This is a genomic window from Lactobacillus fornicalis (genome assembly GCF_055362665.1).
Genome location: NZ_JBLTIM010000036.1, coordinates 60,774 through 78,714 on the forward strand (window position 1 = coordinate 60,774; position 17,941 = coordinate 78,714).

The window sequence follows — 17,941 nt, forward strand, 5'->3', positions numbered from 1 at the left end:
TTGTATCACCTCTTTCAATAGACACTTGTCTTTATTTTATAACAAAGCATTTTATTTAATAACTAACTTGCTTAATGCACCTAAACGAGTAGCTAATTCATTGATTTGGCTTAATTGTGCCAAGCGATTATTTTTAACTGCTTCATCTTTAGCCATAATCATATTTACTTCAAAGTATCTGTCAATTACTTTTTGCATTGAAACAAATGCTTCATACAATTCTGTAAAGTTATCAATTGCTTGCAAGTTTTGACTAGCTAAATATAATTCGTTTTCTGAATTATCTTCAAATAAATCGCTCTTAACTACACTATCGCCTTTATATTTAGCCTTCTTCAAAATATTTTCGATTCGAATTAAACTTTCAACTACAGGCTTAAATTCTGGTGAATCGTGATGTGCTTGCAATACTTTAGCTGCTGCTAAAATTCGACTTGGATCCTTTTGACTAGAATGAAGAACTGCATCAATTACATCATACTTGTAATTATTTGTTTGCAAAAATTGTTTAATTCTATCACGAATGAAGAGTGAAATTTCTTCATCTTCTTGGCCAGTCTTAGGCATCTTAGCCTTTGTCTTACCATCAAGCAATTCAACCATTTCTGGCAAAGCCTTATCAATTGCTAGTGACCAATTTTGGTTAAGTAAAATTCTAACGATTCCATATGCATATCTTCTAAGAGCATATGGATCATTTGATGATGTTGGAATCATACCAGCAGCGAAGAAAGTAATAATATTATCAAATTTATCTGCAACTGACAATAATGCACCAACTTCACTAGTTGGTAATTCGCCTTCTGCAGTAAGAGGCATATAGTGTTCCTTAATTGCAAGAGCAACATCTTTATTTTCACCAGCAAGCTCTGCATAGTGCATCCCCATTACCCCTTGAAGTTCAGCAAACTCACCAACCATTTGAGTAACTAAATCAAATTTATAAAGTTCACTAGCACGATCAAAGTTCTTAATAACTCCATCACTTAATCCAAATTTCTTGGCCAAGTATTCACCAATGATACGTACACGTACTAATTTCTCAGCCATTGAACCAATTTTATCGTGGAATGAAACTTTATCAAGTCTTGAAACAAAATGACTAAGTGGGTATTTCTTATCTTCATCATAGAAGAACTTAGCATCATCTAAACGAGCAACTAATACCTTTTCATTTCCGCTAATAACATTTTCAAGGAATTCTTTATTACCATTACGAACTGAAATGAAGTGGTTAATTAATTTGCCATCTTGATCATAAACTTCAAAGTATCTTTGATTATCTTTCATAGATGTAATCAAAACTTCATCTGGAATATTTAAGTAACTTTCATCAAAGCTACCTGCAAATACAGTTGGATATTCAACCAAGTTCGTTACTTCTTCCAATAAGCTGGCATCAAGCTTAACTTTCCAATTGTTTTCAGCAACTAATTGATCAATTTGGTTAACAATCATTGTCTTGCGTTCAGCAGCATCGGCAATTACGAATTGGCCTTTCAAAGCTTCTTCATAATCATCACTATTTGCTAAAATAACGCTATCACCTAAAAAGCGGTGGCCCATTGTTTTACGTCCAGCTGTGATGTCTAAAATTTTAACAGGTACTACTTCACTACCGAATAATGAAACTAACCAATGAATTGGACGTACAAATTCAAAGTCATTGCTGCCCCAGCGCATTTTAGTTGGGAAAGTCATCGCCTTAATAATGTCGCTCATGCCCAGTAAAATATCAGTGGCAAGTTTGCCTGCTTTTTGAACATGAACATAAGCATATTCAGTTCCCTTTAATTCCTCAAAGTAAATATCATCAGTCGTCATTCCTTGACCACGAACAAAACCTTGAGCAGCTTTAGTAAAATTACCCTCACTATCTAAAGCAATCTTCTTTGCAGGGCCTTTTTTTATTTCATCAATATCTGCTTGCTTTTCAGCTAAATCTTGCACCAAAATCGTTAAACGGCGAGGAGTTGAAAAAGTCTTAATTGCTTTAAATTCCAAGCCATTATCTTTCAAGAACTTACTAGTACGATCTGCTAATTGTTTTACACTTCTAGAAACAACATGAGCTGGCATTTCTTCAGTGCCAATTTCAAATAAATAATCTTTAGTCATTTTCACTCTCCGCCTTTTCTACTTCTGCGCTCTTAAGTAAAGGGAATCCTCTCTTTTCACGTTCTTCAACAAAGCATTGAGCAACTTCATGGGCCATATTTCTAATTCTTGCTAAGTAACCAGCTCTTTCAGTAACAGAAACAGCACCACGTGCATCAAGCAAGTTGAATGTGTGACTACACTTCAAGATATAGTCATATGCTGGGTGAACTAAGTTCTTGCCAAGCAATTCTTTAGCTGTTGCTTCATAAGTGTCAAAGAATTGTAACAATTCTTCTTGATTACTTTCTTCAAATGCATATTTAGAATGTTCATATTCTGGTTCTTTGAAGATATCACGGTATAAAATTCCATTACCCCATTCAAGATCAAAGACACTGTTAACATCTTGAATATATGAAGCCAATCTTTCAACACCATAAGTAATTTCACTCATAGTTGGCTTAACATCTAATTCACCAACAACTTGGAAGTAAGTGAATTGTGAAACTTCCATCCCATCAAGCCATACTTCCCAACCAACACCGGCACAACCCATTGATGGGTTTTCCCAGTTATCTTCAACAAAACGAATATCATGTTCTAAAGGTTCAATTCCCAAAACACGAAGACTATCTAAATAATATTGTTGAATATCAATTGGTGCAGGTTTAATAACAGCTTGGAATTGGTGGTGTTGGAATAACCGGTTAGGGTTGTCACCGTATCTACCGTCAGCTGGTCTTCTTGATGGCTCAACATAACATGCAGCCCAAGGTTCTGGACCTACTGCACGTAAAAAAGTATACGGACTCATAGTTCCTGCCCCTTTTTCAACATCGTAAGAAGGCATAATCATGCAACCTTTAGAAGCCCAAAATTGTTCTAATTTAAAAATCATATCTTGGACATTTAATTTCTTATTTGTCATCTAATTTCCTCCTGTGCAAAGGCATAAAAAAAGCCTATGCAAAATTTTGCATAGGGACGATTGAATCGCGGTTCCACCCTAATTCAGGAAGCTATCGTTTCCTGCTCTTAATTAAGTTGACTAGAGGTGCCTTTTCCTAGGTGCTCTCCCATCAAACAGCACTCGCTTAACTAGTACTTTTCTTATCCTCATCTTTGTCAGTATACTTTAACATTTTACCATATTTTTATTTAAATTGTGCAATTAAATCTCAAGTCTACGCATCTCATCTAAAAATTTCTTCGTCTTGAGATTCAAATCAACTGTTTGAAAATAAATTCGATCAATTGCTCTTCTAATTGCTTTTTTAGTATCAGGTTTCACATTTATTTGTCCTAAACGATTGATATTAACTAACCCCAACGTTCTAATCATGGCGACTTGCTTGGCATCCAAATGCATTCGAGCTACTTCATTAAAATGTTTTTGACAGATCACTCCACCTGCACTAATCGAATAATCAAAAGGGCCGTGTATTTCACCACAAATAGCACACTGCTTGAATTGTGGTCTTACTCCATATGCAGCTAGCATCTGAAGTTCAACTAATTGACAAATAATTTCAGGATCTTGTCCAGCATTTAACTTGGTCAAAGCCACTAATATCAAATTATAAAATTCACCTAAAGATTGGTATTCTACAAATGCATGATCCACCAAATCACAAAGATAACAAGCATAGCTATTTAAAGTTAAATCACTATATAAATTAGAAAATTGTTTAATATCTTTATAGGTTTTTAGGGGGCTCAAGCCCTTCTGGCTTGTCAAAACTTGATAATTTCCATAAGAAAATGCCAACACACTAGCACTTAATTTAGACTTAGGTCTAAGAGCTCCTCTCACCAGCATAGTAAAAATGCCCATGTCCTTACTAATTATCTTAGCTAAGACATCGGCTTCTTTATATCTTTGACGTTTAAATACAATCCCTGTTACTTCAACGACTTCTCTAGTCATTAAAACAAGTCCTTACTGTCATAACCAATTTGCTTTAAGAAGCTTGGATCAGTTCGCCAATTCTTTTGAACTTTTACCCATAAATGAAGATTAATTTTTTCACCTAATAAAGCTTCAACTTGCTTACGTGATTGAATTCCAATCTTTTTAAGCATACTACCACCCTTACCGATGATAATCTTCTTTTGGCCATCACGTTCCACATAAATTGTGGCTTCAACTTGCAATTTGCCATTAATTCTTTGATTCATTCTTTCAACTACAACTGCAGTAGCATGTGGAATTTCTTGTTGCGTTAAGCGCAAAATTTGTTCTCGAATTAATTCTGCAACAACAAAATATTCCGGACGATCAGTAACTTCATCACTACCATAAAATTGTGGTCCTTCTGGCAAATATTTGTATAAAGTAGCAACTAAATCTTCCATATTATTGCCGTTGGTTGCAGAAATTGGAACAATTTCTGCAAATTTTCCTAATTTTTGATATGACTCGATAACAGGAAGCAAGCTATCCGGATGAACCTGGTCAATTTTATTAATGATTAAGAAAATTGGAACTTTAACTTTGCTAAGTAAGTCAGCAATGTATTCATCACCTTTACCAACTTTTTCCGGTTCAACCATGAAAAAAACTAAATCAACATCATTTAATGATGAAAGACTAGCTTTATCCATATAATCATCTAATTTATTTTGTGGCTTATGAATGCCTGGAGTATCAACAAAAACAGCTTGTAAATTTTCAGTAGTGAAAATACCTGAAATTTTATTACGAGTTGTTTGAGATTTATTAGATGTAATAACAACTTTTTGTCCAATTAAATGGTTCATCAAAGTTGATTTACCTACATTTGGGCGCCCAATTAGCGCAACAAAACCAGATTTAAATTTACTTGTTTCTACCATCTGCTAAATCTCCATCTGTAAAGTAATAAGGTAAAATATCAGCTAAAGTTGTCATTTTATAGTCACCTTGAGCATTAGTTAAGATAATTTTACTATCAGCTTTCATAAATTCTGCCATAACTTGACGGCAAGAACCACATGGGGAAATTGGCCGACTAGTATTGCCAGTAATTAATAAGCATTTGATTGGATCATCCTTCAAACCTTGATTAACATAATTAAAAAGTGCTACTCGCTCTGCACAAATAGTTGAGCCATAAGCTGCATTTTCAATATTAACACCAGTAGTAATTTTTCCTGATTCTGTTAAAAGCGCTGCTGAAACATGAAATTTAGAATAAGGAGCATAAGCAGTATTCAAATGTGCAACTGCAAGTTCATATAACTTCTTTTCTTCAGTATTCATTACTTTCCACGTCCTTCATCTAATTGATCTGGATAAAGAGGAAGACCATATTCTTCTAGAACTTTCCCCTGAATGCCAAACATTTCCTTAGCTTCAGCAGGTTCAATATGATCATACCCATTCAAGTGTAAAAAGCCATGAACTAAAGTATAACCAAATTCTCTATCGAATCCTGTCCCATATTCTTCAGCATGCCGCTTAATCACACTGATGCACATGAACAAGTCACCTATATCTTCTGTGAAATCTGGATCTTCAATAAAGCTAGAAAGATCCACGCCTTCTTCTCCATCTTCAATTGCAAATGAAATTACATCTGTTGGGCGATCTTTACCTCGATAATCACGATTAATTTGGTGACTTTTATCTTCATCTACGAAGTTAATACTCATTTCTAAATTATTATCTTTACTAATTTCTTTCTTAGCCATGAGGAGTAAATCCATAATCCATTTGCGCCAATCACGACTTGTGTCAGCTAAGAAATTGGTTTCATCGTTATAAGTAATATCAATAGCGTCCATTAATGTCCTTCTTCTTCATAAGCTCTAATAATCTTGGCTACAACAGGGTGCCGCACAACGTCATTAAATGTAAAGTTAACAAACTTAACTTGATCTACATCTTTTAAAATATGCATTGCATCAAGTAAACCACTATGTTGTTTCCCTGGTAAGTCAACCTGGGTAACATCCCCGTTGACAATCATTTTAGAATTAAATCCAAGTCTCGTTAAAAACATTTTCATTTGGGCATCAGTTGTATTCTGAGCTTCATCCAAAATAACATATGCTTCATCTAAAGTACGACCTCTCATATATGCAAGAGGAGCTACTTCAATTACTCCTCGTTCCATCAACCTATTAGTCGTTTCAGTACCAAGGACGGCATACAATGAATCATAAATTGGGCGCAAATATGGATCAACTTTTTCTTTCAAATCACCTGGTAAAAATCCCAAACTTTCACCAGCTTCAACAGCTGGTCTAGTCAAAATAATTCGAGAAACTTCACCATTTTTAAAAGCACTAACTGCCATTACAACCGCTAGAAAAGTTTTACCAGTACCTGCTGGTCCAATTCCAAAAACAATATCACTTTTTTGAATAGCTGCAATATAAGCTTGTTGCCCAGCATTTTTCGGACGAATTGGACGCCCCTTGGCATCTCTAATCAAGATTTTATTATATAAATCACCAAAAAATTCAACTGTTCCTTTTTCAGCCATCTTCATAGCACTAACTACGTCTGGAGCTGCAATACTTACTCCAGAATTGACAACTTTTTCTAAGGCAGCTAATACTTTAATGACAAGTTTGACTTTCTTTTCGTCTGGCGAATCTATCAAGATGCCATCACCAGTATCGGCAACAGTTAAATCATAACCATCAGCCAATAATTTTAAATTAGAGTCATTAACTCCCACTAAACTCATAATATTTGCGGGATTTTGTGGCGTAAATGTAAATTGAGGCATTTCATCATCCTTTTAGTAAATTATTTAGAAAGTGCTGCTCCAACTAATTTAGAAACTTCTTTACCATCTGCTCGACCGGTAATCTTAGGTACAATTGCCTTCATTACTTTACCAAAATCAGCCTTGCTACTTGCACCAACTTCAGCAATTGTTTCATCTACTAGCTGACTTAATTCTGCTTCAGTAAATGGTTTTGGCATGTAACTTTCAACAATTTCAAGTTCTTTTTCAGTGGCAGCTACTAAGTCGTCACGACCTGCTTTTTTAAAGTCAGCAATTGATTCTTCACGTTGCTTCTTTTCCTTACCTAAAACGGCAAGTTCTTGTTCACGTGATAATTCATTATCTGAGAGCTTACCTTCATCCTTAATAGTGGCATACATTAAAGCTGACTTAAGCATTCTAATTGTTGCTAGTCTTTCCTTATCTTTAGCCTTCATAGCTTCTTTCATATCAGCCATGAGTTGATCCATTAATGACATTTGAAAAATCCTTCTTTCTTGGTGCAAAAAAGCTCCCGACAAAAACTATTCGTCGAGAGCTTTCTATTAATTAATAATGTCTACGCTTGCGAGCAGCTTCAGATTTCAACTTTCTGCGGACGCTTGGTTTTTCGTAGAATTCACGCTTGCGGTATTCTTGCAAAGTACCACTTCTAGAAACGGAACGCTTAAAACGACGAAGAGCATCATCAATTGACTCGTTTTCGTGAACAATAGTCTTGGCCATGTGAGATCCCTCCTTCCATTTCTTGGCAGTACTGCCATAACAATATAGTTAAATTATAGCCAAAAAGGTCCTTATACGTCAATAGTTCTTTTAGAAAAAATTTCAGAGTATAATAGAATTGAAAATATAAATGAGGTAAAAAGTTATGGAAAAAAGCAAAATTGTTAACATTATAATCATTTCCGACAGTGTTGGTGATACTGCCTTTAACTTAATGAAAGCTGCTGCAGCACAATATCCTGATGCTGAAGTAAACTACCGTCGTTATCCATTCATCACAACAATGGAAAAATTAGAAAAAGTTTTTGATGAACTTGATAGCTGTGAGCATATGTTAATTGGCTATACTCTTGTAAACAGTGATTTACAATTAGCGACTATTAAGTTTGCCCGTGAACATGGTGCAAAACCAGTCGATATTTTTTCAAGTGTCGTTGATGATATTCATGCAATGACAGGGCTTGAACCTTCAGGTCAAATTGGAGCTAGTCACCAATTAACCAAAAATTATTTTGATCGTATTTCAGCTATGGAATTTGCTGTCATGTATGATGATGGAAAAGACCCCAAGGGCTTTTTGGAAGCTGATGTTGTGTTACTTGGTGTTTCAAGAACAAGTAAGACTCCCCTTTCATTATTCTTGGCTAATAAAAATCTAAAAGTAGCCAATCTTCCACTAGTACCACAAACCCATATTCCAGATGAAATTTATCAAATTGATCCTAAAAAGATTATCGGTTTAACAAATGATCCGCAAGTTTTAAATGAAATTAGAGTTGCTCGGCTTAAGAGTTATGGACTTGATCCTGAAACTTCTTATTCAAATATGGACGCAATTAATAAGGAATTAGCTTCCGCACAAGCGCTCTTTACTAAGTTAGGTTGCTATGTTGTTAATGTTGCCCACCGTTCAATTGAAGAAACTGCAGCATTGATTTTACGTCATTTGGGAATTGAAGATGAAATGTAAAAATTAAAAAATCGCATCTCTTTTGAGGTGCGATTTTATTTTATATTTATTTAAACTAGTTCTTGTTCCTTAAAACGACCATAAACCTTTGCCACTTCACTTACACTAACAAAGGCATACGGATCGCAAGCAACAATAATATTATGAATATCATACATGTCATAGCGGTCAATAATGGTAAATAAAATTGTCTTTTCCGTATGACCATAAGCTCCTTCAACATCATGAATTATCGTAATCCCACGATGCATCTTTTCTTGAATACCATCAATAATTTTTTTAGGATGTTCAGTTACAATCATGACTTGCATCTTTTGATGCTGGGTATAAACAGTGTCAATTACCCGGCCGTTAATAAAAATGTTCAAAGCTGTATAAAGTGACCGGGTCCAGCCAAAGACAAAACCAGCCGCAATCACAATTAAAAGATTAATTGCAATATTAATTGATCCAAAACTTTGGCCCGTCTTTTTACGTAAAATGATACCTACAATATCTAACCCACCAGTTGAAATACCACTTTTCAAAGCTAATCCGGTACCAACACCATTGATTACGCCACCAAAAATAGCACAAATAAGCGGATCTAGCTTCCATTCTGGAGCAGGTAAACTATGCATCATAATCGAAGCAAGAAATACTGCAATAATCGTAAAAATAGTGAATTTCTTACCAATCTTAAACCAGCCTAAAATAAATAATGGCACATTTAAAGCAAAATAAAGCGTCGAAGTGGTCAAAGTGAATGGTAAGTATCTCTCTGATAAGGTATTAATCAGCTGAGCAAATCCTGTTACTCCTGAAGAATACATATGACCAGGTTGCCAGAAAAAATTCAAAGCCACAGCAACAGCAATTGCATATAAAAATGCTGCTGAAATTTTCGATAATAAATTATAACGTCGTGAGAGTCCTTCTAGTGATTCCATAAAAAAACCTTCTTAAATTAGTAACACAACTAGTTTACCAAATTTAGAAAGATTTTGTTTGTTATTTATATATTTTATTAATTATTTTTTGACCAGTGTTTTTCGATAAAAGCAGCACGTCCACCGGCTTCTTCCATCATGTACCGAAGTGGATTCTTTTGGTAGAAATATTGATGATAGTCTTCAGCTGGCCAGAACTTTTGCACCGGTTCAATTGCAACGACAATTTGCTTGTCAAATTTTCCAGAGTCAGCTAGTTCTTGCTTTGACTTTTCAGCTAAGGATTTTTCTTCTTCATCACTATAGTAAATTACTGGACGATACGTTTCACCACGATCTTGGAATTGTCCCATTTCATCAGTTGGGTCAACTACTTGCCAATAATATGACAAGAGCTTTTCATAAGACATTTTTTCTGGGTCATAAGTGATTTCAACAGCTTCTAAATGCCCTGTTGTATGATTACATACTTCTTCATAGGTTGGATTTTCTTTATGTCCTCCTGTATAACCAGAAATTACACTTTTAACTCCAGGTAAGGTATCAAATGGTGCTACCATGCACCAAAAACAACCACCAGCAAAAATCGCCTTTTTATATTCTGTCATTATTTTGCTCCTTCAAATAAAGCTAAATACTTTCCGTAACCCTCTTTTTCCAAATCTGCCTTAGGAATGAAACGCAAAGCAGCTGAATTAATGCAGTAACGCATTCCGCCTTGATCAACTGGACCATCATTAAATACATGGCCTAAGTGAGAATCGGCATCTTTACTTCTTACCTCAGTTCGCTCCATATTATGGCTACTATCACGTTTATAAACCACTTTTTCGATTGGTTTAGTAAATGCAGGCCAGCCACAACCTGAATTGTACTTATCTAAACTAGAAAAAAGTGGCTCACCGCTAACAACATCAACATAGATTCCCTCTTCAAAAAAGTCATCATACTTACCAGAGAATGGGTATTCTGTTGCAGCATGTTGTGTAACTTCATATTGCTCTTTACTTAGCTTTTTCAATGCAGCTTGTTTTTCACTTAAATCCATAAGAACACTTCCTTTTAATTAGTAGGATACTCAAAAATGACAAAAAAGACCAAGATTTTGCTCATCTTAGTCTTTGAAAAAATTATTCATTTTTAGAGTAAAATTTCTTTCTAAAAAATCCTATTATATAAACTAAAATAATAAGAAACTGCAAGCCTACAACAATGACTACTTCTGTCCAGAAAAACCAAATCAAACTTTCCTGAACAGAAGAACCTACTAAAATTGGGCCAATATTCATTGTAATATTCCAGATTGTTCCCAAACCGATAATGTGTTTTTTATAATCACACATAAAACAGCAAAAGTGAGAATTGCATCATATGACCAATCTTGCTTTTTTTCGTACTTCATCAAAGATATCCATTGGTAACATTTCTACAAATTGCCACTGACGATGGTTAAAATCAAATGCCTTAATCTGTTCCACATAGATAGTTCCATCAACTTGAGTCCTTGCATCCAGTTGAACGTGTAATGGATAGTCTTCTCCATTAAATGAATCATGTGATATTGGCACTACCCATGCAAAAGGTGATGTTTTTGCTAAAATATCGTTACTAATGACCACTGCTGGTCTACGCTTTTGAATTTCAGCTCCAATTGAAGGATCAAAATTAATATAGATAATACTACCACTCTGGGGATACTCTACCATAATTCTTCTCCTTCTGGCTTTACATTCTGCCATTCCTTTAAGTCATCAGGCACTTGGTATTCACCATGCCAATCTTTAAATAGTTCTTCAATCGAAGATGGCACTCTCTTAGCCGGTGTTAATGTAAGAACTCCACCTTTGCCTTTAGTAAATCGGTACTCAGTGCCGGGCTTTACATTAAAAGATTTGGGAATTGTTACTACTGTTGCATTACCTTGTATTCTTGCTTTTACAGTATCCATAAAATGCACCGCCTTTATTTAACTTAATGATAAACATATAATATCATAAGTAATTACAAAAGTAATCACATTTACTTATTTTTCGGTAAAAAATAATAGTGCTCTCAGAAGCCAGAAATAAAAAAGTTAAGATTACTTCACCAGTTGGTTGTCTAATATGGTATTCAATTTCAATATTTCTTTTTATCATTTTAATTCTCCAAAAAAAGACACTATAATGTCTTTCTAGTGTCTGCTATCATCTATCGTTCAAAACCTCTGCTCATAGCTAATTTTTTTGCTCTGAGTTTTGCTTTTGATTCAAACTTCTTTCTCATATTTTCTCTAATGCTTGCATTCTGCCATGATTCTCTCAAATTCTGTATTGCAGATGTTTTTAGCTTTAATTGCTTGTCATAAACTTTTTCTTGAGCAATTTCTTTTTTCATTTGCTTCAATATTAATGTTTAAAAACAGAATATAAGAATGACGAGAAAGTAGTTATAAATAGCACAATTGCTAGCAAAAAAAGAGGCCATAGTCCCTCTACTTACAATAAAATTCAACACGACTCAAATTTTAATAGATTGAGCGTACTGCTTATGGTTATTCAAATTACATTAATTTACTAACAAGAATTAGGTTAGAAGAAAAAAACAAGCAACTTCTTCATTGCTTGATTCTTTAAATCATTCTTCATCAACAGGATTTGACAAAGAGCTCTTTTAAATTAGTAGGATACTCAAAAATAGCAAAAAAGACCAAGATTTTGCTCATCTTAGTCTTTGAAAAAATTATTTACTAAACTTAACAATCTTCGTAAACATTGCGCGCTCTTCATCAGTAACCTTATGCGCAACTTCAATTACAGCAGCTTGGTTTTGCTCTAAAATCGTCTTGTGAATTGCTAAAGATAATTTTGGATCAAGTGAACTTGTAGCCTCATCAGCTAAAATGATTGGTCTTTCAGCTAATAAATCTCTCGCAATTTCAATTCTCTGAATTTGTCCGCCTGATAACTTATTACCTTTTTCACCCACTTGATAATTTAAACCTTTTTCTTCAACCAAGTCTTTTAAGCCAGCTTGATTAATGGCATAGTTTAATTTTTCTGAGCTAACCTTTCTCCCCAACGTAACGTTGTATTCTAAACTATCATCAAAAATAAATGGTTTTTGGTTAATATATGAAAAGTACGAATGTAGCTTTTTCCAGTTTCCAGTCTCATCTACTTGATTAATTTCAACTTTACCCGAACTTGGGGCAATTCTTCCTAACAGAATACCCAGTAAAGTTGTCTTACCCCAACCACTCGGAGCCATTAACAAAACTTTATCTTTAGGTTTAACGTCAAAATTAACATTATCAAACAATTGTTTATTTGGCACTTCATAAGAAAGGTTTGATACTTTTAATGAATTGAAATCTGATATTACTTCATTGACACTGTCATCGATCTTAAAGTTAAGTGCATCACTGACTTTACCCCAAATAGAATCAGTTGATTTAATAGCATTATATCTTTGGAAAATATCAACTACAGGATTGATAAAATCATTTGAAAGTTGAATTATCATTACCAATGTACCGGCGCCAATTTGATTATTAAACATTAAAATAGCCCCAATCAAAAATGGAATAATAAAGCTGAAAACATTAGCAATAGCTAGAATAAGTTCACCCACTGCTCCTTGTGTATAATTAAATTTCTTAAGAGCAACTTCCATATTCGTAGCACTATTGATAATTTTCTTAATTAAAACTGGTTGTACATCATAAAGAGCAACAGTTTTCGCGCCATTTAAACCATCGTTTACCTTTTGCGTATAAATAGCATTATTATCTTCCCAGATTTTTGATTTTTCTTGAATATTCTTAGTAAAGAACTTCTGAATGAAGCCTGGAATTAAGGTGGTAACCATGAAAATTAAAGTCAACAGCCAAGAATTGATTAAACCAACAGAAACAGCAATGACAAAAGTTATCCCCTGATAAATAACTAACAATTCATTTTGAATCTTTGCAGTTTCCACTTGCTTCATGTCATTCGTCAGCAAGCTCATACCATCTTTTTGAGAATCTTTTTGATTGTAAATTAAATATGTCACGATACGCTTCTTCAAACTCAAATTAATATCTTGGACAATATCATTTCGTAAATACCGGAATCCAAAATTAATAAACATAATAGCAATTAATGTAAGCGAGCCAATAGTGGCCGTTACAACAATCAATTGCACTGATCCTTGATGATTTTGAGCGGAATTTAACATAATTTTTGTTACGTAAGCTATAACAACATTACCAAGCGAACTAATAATTGCTAACAGCGAATATAGAACTAACTTCCACTTTGGTGCATATTTCAATGAAGTATTCATACTACCCCCCCTTTTTTATTACATGCATCCCTACTTAAATTTTACTATCTCAAACCATATTCATACAAAGAATGTATCTCGCAAATTTAAGTTAATTATTTCAATCAAAAAACAAGCAAAATTACTTGCTTGTTTTTCTATTATTCAAATTACTTTTGTTTTCTTTTAATAAAGTTGAAGAGTCCTAATTTATCATTATCTGTCAATTTTCCAATTGGTTGTTGCCTAAAAATCCATTTTTGGGGAAGCTTATACAATTTGTGAATATCTACATATGATTGTTTCTTTAGACCTGCTTGGTTCCACTCTTCAATTGGGTAATATAAATTTTTAATCTGAATTGATTTATTTTTAAACTGACTAGTTATTTTAAAAACCATAACACTATCTTGACTAATTTCAATTACGAGAGCTGGCCGAACTTTGCTTCTATTATTCTCGTCAAATGGGACATTGGCAATATAAATATCCATTGGTTCCATCAACCATTAACCATCCAATCATGGAATTCTGGAGATTTCTTAGGATTATAATGCCCTTCTTTATCAATTTCTACATTTTCAACAGGAATTTGTTTTACTAGATTAGCCCAATCTAATGCTGTTGGTAATTTTTTTATTGTAATTTCGTCGCCTTCTACCTTAAAAGATAATTCTGTTCCTTTGGTTAAGCCTAAAGCTTTACGAATTGATGCCGGAATAACAATTTGGCCTTTTTGTGACATTCTTCCTGTCATTACATTATCCATAATTTGCCTCCATTTCTTACATCTTACGTCTTACTAATTTTATCACATATTTATTTTGCAAAAAAGAAAAACACTTCGTACTAAAGAAATAAGATTTAGTTAAATTATTGAACTCATTTTAAAACTTTCCCCAAAAAAATACAAAAATAGCCTAGTTCCATTTCGAACTAGACTATTTTCTTAATTATTCATGATCCTTAATATCAGCTTCAGCTTCTTTTTCAAGTTCTTTTTGGTTGTCATCACGTACACTTCTTGCAGAAGCAGTAACTTCGATTCCAAGTTCAGCCATTTGTTCATCTGAAACAGGAGATGGAGCCTTCATCATTGGTTCACTTGCACTTGCAGTCTTAGGGAAGGCAATAACGTCACGAATGTTATCCTTACCAGTTAAGAGCATTGCAAATCTATCAAGACCAATTGCTAAACCTGCATGTGGTGGGAATCCCATGTCTAAAGCATCAAGTAAGAAGCCAAATTGTTCGTAAGCCTTTTCCTTAGTAAAGCCAAGAGCCTTAAGCATCTTAAGTTGGATGTCCTTCTTATGGATACGGATTGAACCACCACCAAGTTCGTAACCGTTCAAGATGATATCGTAACTTCTTGCGTGAGCTTTGTGTGGTTCAGTTTCAAGAAGCTTGATACCTTCATCATCTGGCATAGTGAATGGGTGGTGAGCTGCAATCCATTGATCATCGCCTTCATCATATTCAAACAATGGCCAATCAACAACCCATTCAAAGTGGTAATCATCCTTAGATACCATGTTAAGTTCAATGGCAATTGAACGTCTTAAGTAACCTAAAGCATCACAACATACCTTCCACTTGTCAGCAACAAAGAGTAACAATTCGCCACCCTTTAAGTTGTAGATCTTCTTAAGTTGTTCAGCTTCATTATCAGTAATAAAGCGACTAACTGGACCTGAGAATTCACCATCTTCAAACTTAGCCCAAGCCAAGCCCTTAGCGTGGAAGCGCTTGATGTATTCTTGCTTTTCTTCAATCTTCTTACGGCTATATGCCTTTGCCCCGCCTTCAACAGCAATAGCCTTAACAAAACCACCATCAGCAATAGCACCTGAGAAGACTTTAAAGTCAGAATCCTTGAAGACTTCATTTAAGTCTTGAATCTTCATATCAAAACGCATATCTGGTTTGTCACTACCGTAGTAGTTCATAGCATCGTTCCAAGTAATTCTTGGAAGTGGTAACTTAATATCTACTCCTTTAACATCATGCATTACCTTTTGCAAAAGACGTTCAGTGATGTCTTGAACACCCTTTTCATCAAGGAATGAAGTTTCCATATCAATTTGAGTAAATTCTGGTTGACGGTCACCACGTAAGTCTTCATCACGGAAACAACGTGCAATTTGATAATATTTGTCAAAACCAGCACCCATTAATAATTGCTTAAACAATTGAGGTGATTGTGGTAATGCATAGAAACTACCTGGGTAAACACGTGAAGGTACTAAGTAGTCACGTGCACCTTCTGGTGTTGACTTACCTAAATCAGGAGTTTCAATATCAATGAAGCCTTCACTATCAAAGAATTCGTGAACAGCTGTAGTAATCTTTGAACGAGTGATTAAAGCTCTTTGTAAAGTTGAACGACGTAAGTCAAGGTAACGGCACTTAAGCTTAGTTTGTTCATTTGCACTTAAGTCATCCTTGATTTCAAATGGTGGGTTCTTAGCTTCGTTTAGGATGGTAATTGTAGTAGCATCAACTTCAACTTCACCAGTTTTCATTTCTGGATTAACGCTACTTCTCTTAACTACCTTACCCTTAACTTCAATAACATATTCGTTACCTAAGCTGTCAGCTTTATCCATTAAATCCTTACCAGAATCATGGTTAACCACAACTTGAACGATACCTTCACGGTCACGTAAATCAATAAAAATTAAGTTACCCAAGTTACGGACTCTTTGTACCCAGCCGTACAAAGTTACTTCTTGATCTAAATATTGGCTGGTAATGTTACCACAATAATCAGTTCTCTTGTCCATTGTTAGTTTTTATCTCCCTAAAAGTTTTTCATAGCTTCGCTAATGTTATTCATTTCATCCCAGCTAAACTTGATTTGCTTGCCGTCGGCTAAACGTTTAATTGAAACATTTCCTTCGGCAAGTTCTTTTTCACCCAAAGTAATTACAAATTCGGCATGAACACGGTCAGCTTTCTTGAATTGGTTTTTAAGCTTCTTTTGATCTACATCATATTGAACTTTTTTACCTTGCTTACGTAAAGTTCTGGCAAGTTCAACGCTCTTCATCGCAGTTCCTTCACCAATGTTAGCAATGAAGAAGTCAATTCCAGTATCAGCAAACAATTCTGGGTTTTGCTTTTCAAGTACAAGCATCAAACGCTCTTCACCAATACCAAAACCAACAGCTGGTGTTTCAGGTCCACCAAATTCTTCAACTAAGTGATTATATCTTCCCCCACCTAATACAGTAGTTGGAGAAGCCCACAAATCAGTATCAGCAACCATAAATTCAAAAATCACACCAGTATAGTAATCAAGCCCACGAACTAAGTCATCATCTAAAACATATTTAATGCCTAACTTATCCAAAGCGTCAGTTATATATTTGAAATTAGCTTTTGATTCATCATCTAAATAATCCACAATTCTTGGCGCATTTGGTAAAAATTGCTTATCTTGTTCTTCTTTAGAATCAAGAATTCTTAGTGGGTTTTTACCCAAGCGTCTTTGAGAATCTTCTGATAATTGATCTTTTACTGGAGTAAAGTAATCAACTAAAGCATCATGATACTTTTGGCGAACATCTTCATTACCAAGTGAATTGATATGAAGTTCAAAATTCTTAACACCTAACTTATTAAGTAAGTCGTTCCCCATCATAATTGTTTCAATATCAGCTAATGGATTATTTGAGCCAAAGCTTTCACAACCAATTTGGTGAAATTCACGTTGACGGCCTGCTTGTGGTCTTTCATATCGGAACATAGATTCAATGTAATAAACATTAAATGGTTTTACGACATCTGGACCATACATCTTATTTTCAACAAATGATCTAACTACCCCAGCAGTTCCTTCTGGACGCAAGGCAATATGACGACCACCTTTATCGTTAAAGTCATACATTTCCTTTTCAACGACATCACTAGTTTCACCGGATGAACGAGAAAAGACTTCATAACTTTCAAAGCTAGGAGTTCTAATTTCACGGTAATTTGCTTGTTTGAAAAAGTCACGTGCAATTTGTTCAACTTTTTCCCAATTTCCTGAAACTTCAGGCAAAATATCAACTGTACCTTTTGGCTTTTGTACCTTCATTAACTACACCCTTTTTATGTTTAAATTTTGCAACTAAAAAGAGCGCCCGGGAATATATCCAAGGGCGCTCAAATAGCACGGTACCACCTTTTGCTTGCTACGATTAACGCTCGCCACACGAACC

The 17,941-nt window shown here is 34.7% G+C and carries 21 protein-coding genes; 1 reads left to right on the forward strand and 20 read right to left on the reverse strand.

Features of this window, described 5'->3' with window-relative positions; all coding sequences use genetic code 11:
* Nucleotides 1–51 precede the first annotated feature (51 nt).
* The 9 genes from glyS to rpsU all read right to left on the reverse strand — a co-directional run bounded on the left by glyS (nucleotide 52) and on the right by rpsU (nucleotide 7,547).
* A complete protein-coding gene (gene glyS, locus ACNDLV_RS06880; RefSeq protein ID WP_006586789.1) occupies nucleotides 52–2,118 on the reverse strand; it encodes a glycine--tRNA ligase subunit beta in 2,067 nt (688 codons plus the stop codon).
* Nucleotides 2,111–3,028, reverse strand: a complete 918-nt coding sequence (gene glyQ, locus ACNDLV_RS06885; RefSeq protein WP_006584805.1) for a glycine--tRNA ligase subunit alpha — start codon at nucleotides 3,026–3,028, stop codon at nucleotides 2,111–2,113. The genes glyS and glyQ overlap by 8 nt, the downstream gene beginning before the upstream one ends.
* Nucleotides 3,029–3,271: 243 nt before the next feature.
* Nucleotides 3,272–4,027: a DNA repair protein RecO gene (gene recO / locus ACNDLV_RS06890; protein ID WP_006586790.1), complete on the reverse strand. Its 756-nt coding sequence runs from the start codon at nucleotides 4,025–4,027 to the stop codon at nucleotides 3,272–3,274.
* Entirely contained in the window at nucleotides 4,027–4,935 is a 909-nt protein-coding gene (gene era, locus ACNDLV_RS06895; RefSeq protein ID WP_006586791.1) for a GTPase Era, read from the reverse strand. Before era ends, recO begins: the two co-directional genes overlap by 1 nt.
* Nucleotides 4,919–5,341, reverse strand: coding sequence for a cytidine deaminase (cdd, locus tag ACNDLV_RS06900; protein WP_006586792.1), 423 nt, complete (start codon nucleotides 5,339–5,341; stop codon nucleotides 4,919–4,921). The genes era and cdd overlap by 17 nt, the downstream gene beginning before the upstream one ends.
* The gene (gene ybeY / locus ACNDLV_RS06905) at nucleotides 5,341–5,865 is read right to left on the reverse strand and encodes an rRNA maturation RNase YbeY (protein WP_006586793.1); all 525 of its coding nucleotides are present in this window, start codon (nucleotides 5,863–5,865) and stop codon (nucleotides 5,341–5,343) included. The genes cdd and ybeY overlap by 1 nt, the downstream gene beginning before the upstream one ends.
* Nucleotides 5,865–6,818, reverse strand: a complete 954-nt coding sequence (locus tag ACNDLV_RS06910; RefSeq protein ID WP_006586794.1) for a PhoH family protein — start codon at nucleotides 6,816–6,818, stop codon at nucleotides 5,865–5,867. The genes ybeY and ACNDLV_RS06910 overlap by 1 nt, the downstream gene beginning before the upstream one ends.
* 20 nt (nucleotides 6,819–6,838) lie before the next feature.
* Nucleotides 6,839–7,300: a GatB/YqeY domain-containing protein gene (locus ACNDLV_RS06915; protein WP_006586795.1), complete on the reverse strand. Its 462-nt coding sequence runs from the start codon at nucleotides 7,298–7,300 to the stop codon at nucleotides 6,839–6,841.
* Between the two features lie 70 nt (nucleotides 7,301–7,370).
* On the reverse strand, nucleotides 7,371–7,547 hold the full coding sequence (gene rpsU, locus ACNDLV_RS06920) for a 30S ribosomal protein S21 (RefSeq protein WP_002880182.1): 177 nt from the start codon (nucleotides 7,545–7,547) through the stop codon (nucleotides 7,371–7,373).
* Nucleotides 7,548–7,692: 145 nt separating this feature from the next.
* Here rpsU and ACNDLV_RS06925 point away from each other — a divergent pair, with 145 nt between their 5' ends.
* A complete protein-coding gene (locus tag ACNDLV_RS06925) occupies nucleotides 7,693–8,517 on the forward strand; it encodes a pyruvate, water dikinase regulatory protein (protein ID WP_006584812.1) in 825 nt (274 codons plus the stop codon).
* A gap of 50 nt (nucleotides 8,518–8,567) precedes the next feature.
* Here the strand turns inward: ACNDLV_RS06925 and ACNDLV_RS06930 are convergent, their stop codons facing one another.
* The 11 genes from ACNDLV_RS06930 to hisS all read right to left on the reverse strand — a co-directional run bounded on the left by ACNDLV_RS06930 (nucleotide 8,568) and on the right by hisS (nucleotide 17,817).
* Nucleotides 8,568–9,446, reverse strand: coding sequence for a YitT family protein (locus tag ACNDLV_RS06930; protein WP_006586796.1), 879 nt, complete (start codon nucleotides 9,444–9,446; stop codon nucleotides 8,568–8,570).
* Nucleotides 9,447–9,523: 77 nt separating this feature from the next.
* Complete coding sequence (gene msrA, locus ACNDLV_RS06935; protein ID WP_006586797.1) at nucleotides 9,524–10,054, reverse strand: peptide-methionine (S)-S-oxide reductase MsrA; 531 nt, start codon at nucleotides 10,052–10,054, stop codon at nucleotides 9,524–9,526.
* Nucleotides 10,054–10,494 carry a peptide-methionine (R)-S-oxide reductase MsrB gene (gene msrB / locus ACNDLV_RS06940; protein ID WP_006586798.1) on the reverse strand — a complete coding sequence of 147 codons (441 nt, stop codon included), beginning with the start codon at nucleotides 10,492–10,494 and terminating at the stop codon, nucleotides 10,054–10,056. Before msrB ends, msrA begins: the two co-directional genes overlap by 1 nt.
* A 319-nt stretch (nucleotides 10,495–10,813) precedes the next feature.
* Complete coding sequence (locus ACNDLV_RS06945; protein ID WP_006586800.1) at nucleotides 10,814–11,152, reverse strand: type II toxin-antitoxin system PemK/MazF family toxin; 339 nt, start codon at nucleotides 11,150–11,152, stop codon at nucleotides 10,814–10,816.
* On the reverse strand, nucleotides 11,146–11,394 hold the full coding sequence (gene mazE / locus ACNDLV_RS06950; RefSeq protein WP_006586801.1) for a type II toxin-antitoxin system PemI/MazE family antitoxin: 249 nt from the start codon (nucleotides 11,392–11,394) through the stop codon (nucleotides 11,146–11,148). Before mazE ends, ACNDLV_RS06945 begins: the two co-directional genes overlap by 7 nt.
* 242 nt (nucleotides 11,395–11,636) lie before the next feature.
* Entirely contained in the window at nucleotides 11,637–11,822 is a 186-nt protein-coding gene (locus tag ACNDLV_RS06955; protein ID WP_006586802.1) for a hypothetical protein, read from the reverse strand.
* Nucleotides 11,823–12,167: 345 nt separating this feature from the next.
* Nucleotides 12,168–13,754, reverse strand: coding sequence for an ATP-binding cassette domain-containing protein (locus ACNDLV_RS06960; RefSeq protein ID WP_006586803.1), 1,587 nt, complete (start codon nucleotides 13,752–13,754; stop codon nucleotides 12,168–12,170).
* A gap of 149 nt (nucleotides 13,755–13,903) precedes the next feature.
* A complete protein-coding gene (locus ACNDLV_RS06965) occupies nucleotides 13,904–14,236 on the reverse strand; it encodes a type II toxin-antitoxin system PemK/MazF family toxin (protein ID WP_006586804.1) in 333 nt (110 codons plus the stop codon).
* Nucleotides 14,236–14,502 carry an AbrB/MazE/SpoVT family DNA-binding domain-containing protein gene (locus ACNDLV_RS06970; RefSeq protein WP_006587336.1) on the reverse strand — a complete coding sequence of 89 codons (267 nt, stop codon included), beginning with the start codon at nucleotides 14,500–14,502 and terminating at the stop codon, nucleotides 14,236–14,238. The genes ACNDLV_RS06965 and ACNDLV_RS06970 overlap by 1 nt, the downstream gene beginning before the upstream one ends.
* 184 nt (nucleotides 14,503–14,686) lie before the next feature.
* Nucleotides 14,687–16,519: an aspartate--tRNA ligase gene (gene aspS / locus ACNDLV_RS06975; RefSeq protein WP_006586806.1), complete on the reverse strand. Its 1,833-nt coding sequence runs from the start codon at nucleotides 16,517–16,519 to the stop codon at nucleotides 14,687–14,689.
* Nucleotides 16,520–16,536: 17 nt separating this feature from the next.
* Nucleotides 16,537–17,817, reverse strand: coding sequence for a histidine--tRNA ligase (gene hisS / locus ACNDLV_RS06980; protein WP_006586807.1), 1,281 nt, complete (start codon nucleotides 17,815–17,817; stop codon nucleotides 16,537–16,539).
* Nucleotides 17,818–17,941: the final 124 nt, after the last annotated feature.